Annotated in this window: 2 protein-coding genes; both read left to right on the forward strand. The window is 46.6% G+C overall.

All coding sequences use genetic code 11. The features are described 5' to 3' along the window. Positions 1-1,250 (forward strand): sodium/glutamate symporter (gltS, locus tag V3S16_RS12870; RefSeq protein ID WP_413885559.1); only part of this gene is annotated, 1,250 nt, incomplete at its 5' end. A 140-nt stretch (positions 1,251-1,390) separates the two neighbouring features. After that, the coding region (locus V3S16_RS12875) for an OprD family outer membrane porin (protein WP_413885561.1) at positions 1,391-2,033 on the forward strand (643 nt) is incomplete at its 3' end.

The raw sequence follows: 2,033 nt of genomic DNA on the forward strand, positions 1-2,033 counted from the left end.
CCCCTATGGAACCTTTATCCCCTATAGAATTCGATAACGGTGTTTTGCAACTCAGCGGTTTTCTTTCGTTTACACTGGGTATCGTCGTGCTGTTTGTCGGCAAGCGGGTAAATGACGCTGTCGGTTTTCTCAAGGAATTCAGCATACCGGAACCGGTCACTGGCGGGTTGATAGCTTCCCTGCTGATTGCGTTGCTGTACGTTATCAGTGACATCGAAATAAGTTTCGATCTGGCAGCTCGGGATGTTCTGCTGATTTACTTTTTCACTACCATCGGCATCAACTCCAGCCTGAAAGACCTGTTGACGGGTGGGAAACCGCTGGTGATCCTGCTTTCGGTCACTATTGCCTATATGTTCTTGCAGAACATTATCGGCATTACGGTGGCCGCGCTGTTCGACCAGCCCACAGCGATCGGCATGCTCGGCGGTACGGTTTCCCTGATTGGCGGGCACGGGACGGCCATTGCCTGGTCACCGAGAATCGCCGAGGACTACGGGATCGCTAACGCCATGGAGGTTGGCATCGCCTGCGCCACTTTCGGTCTTATTCTTGCCAGTTTGATGGGCGGACCTATCGCAAAATTCCTCATTACAAAACATAAACTGGTACCGGCAAAGGTGGAACCACTGGATATTGGCGTAGCGGAAGAACAGACGGGCAAACACGGGATCAATCACATGGACTTTCTGGATGCCATTCTTGCTATTCATGTGTGTGCCATTCTCGGCTTGATAATCAACGATGGGCTGGAACACCTTGGACTCAAGCTACCGCTGTTCGTGACCTGCCTGTTTGCCGGCATTCTTATCACCAATCTGATCCCGAAATCCTTCCCGCGTATCTCTGGCACTGTCTGGCCCAGCCGCAAACCGGCTATCGCCCTGATTGCCGAAGTATCACTGGGCGCCTTTCTGGCGATGTCGCTGATGAGCATGCAGCTATGGACGTTGGTTGATCTCGCTGGCCCTATCTTTACGATACTCGGCGCTCAGTTTCTAATTGCAGTCAGCCTGACCTTGTTTGTGGTTTTCCCCCTGATGGGACGTAGTTACGATGCTGCCGTTATTTGCGCCGGGTTCGGCGGAATTTCGCTGGGTTCGACACCCACCGCCATGGCAAACATGTCGGCAGTGACTAAACGTTACGGCGCTTCACATCTGGCGTTTGTTATCGTTCCACTGGTATGTGCGTTTTTCATCGATCTGGTTAATGCTTTGCTTATTCCCTTTTTCCTTACGAATTTCTAGGCTGCCAAAATCACGTCACACAAAACGTGAATGGATGGAATACACACCTCCTGAAAAATCCGCTTTGGCGGGCTTATTGCTTTCTGCTAACAGAAAGTACAGATTTTTTGTGTATTACAATTTTATTGATCATCATTATTATGGGTCCATCCAGCCTCTATGCTACTGAAGCTGCTTATATACTGGATGAAAACCCGCATCCGAGTTCCGCTGACGAGATAAAAGGACCCTTGTCGTCCTCATTTATTATCAAGCGTCTAAAAGGTCCCATTTTTCCAATATTGAAACAAAAACTCCAGGACCTTCCACCATTTTTACGTGATACAAAACTTGGATTTAATTTCAGGACCTTTGATTTTGATCGAGATAATGATGGAATTATTGATGCCGATGGTAGTAATGATAATAAGGCATGGGCTGTGGGCGGTTCGATTGATTACCAGTCAGGTTATTTATTTGATCGTCTTTCAATAGGTGCAAGCTATTACACATCACAAAAAGTTAACGGTGCGCAAAATGAAGGAGGTACGAATTTACTGGAACCTGTTCAGAATGGTTTTGATGTGTTGGGACAAAGTTATGTTCAGCTTAAACTGAATGAAGAAATTAATATCCGTGCATACCGTCAATCATTCAACCTTCCCTATTTGAATAGACAAGATAGTAGAATGGTACCAAACACACATGAGGCTTATACCATTACCGGCATTAGTGCCTTACCCAATGTTGATTTTATTGCCGGATATGTATATAAAATGAAATCCCGTAATTCAGACTCATTTA

It is taken from the genome of Candidatus Desulfatibia sp., from assembly GCF_036446775.1.
Lineage (GTDB): Bacteria > Desulfobacterota > Desulfobacteria > Desulfobacterales > UBA11574 > Desulfatibia_A.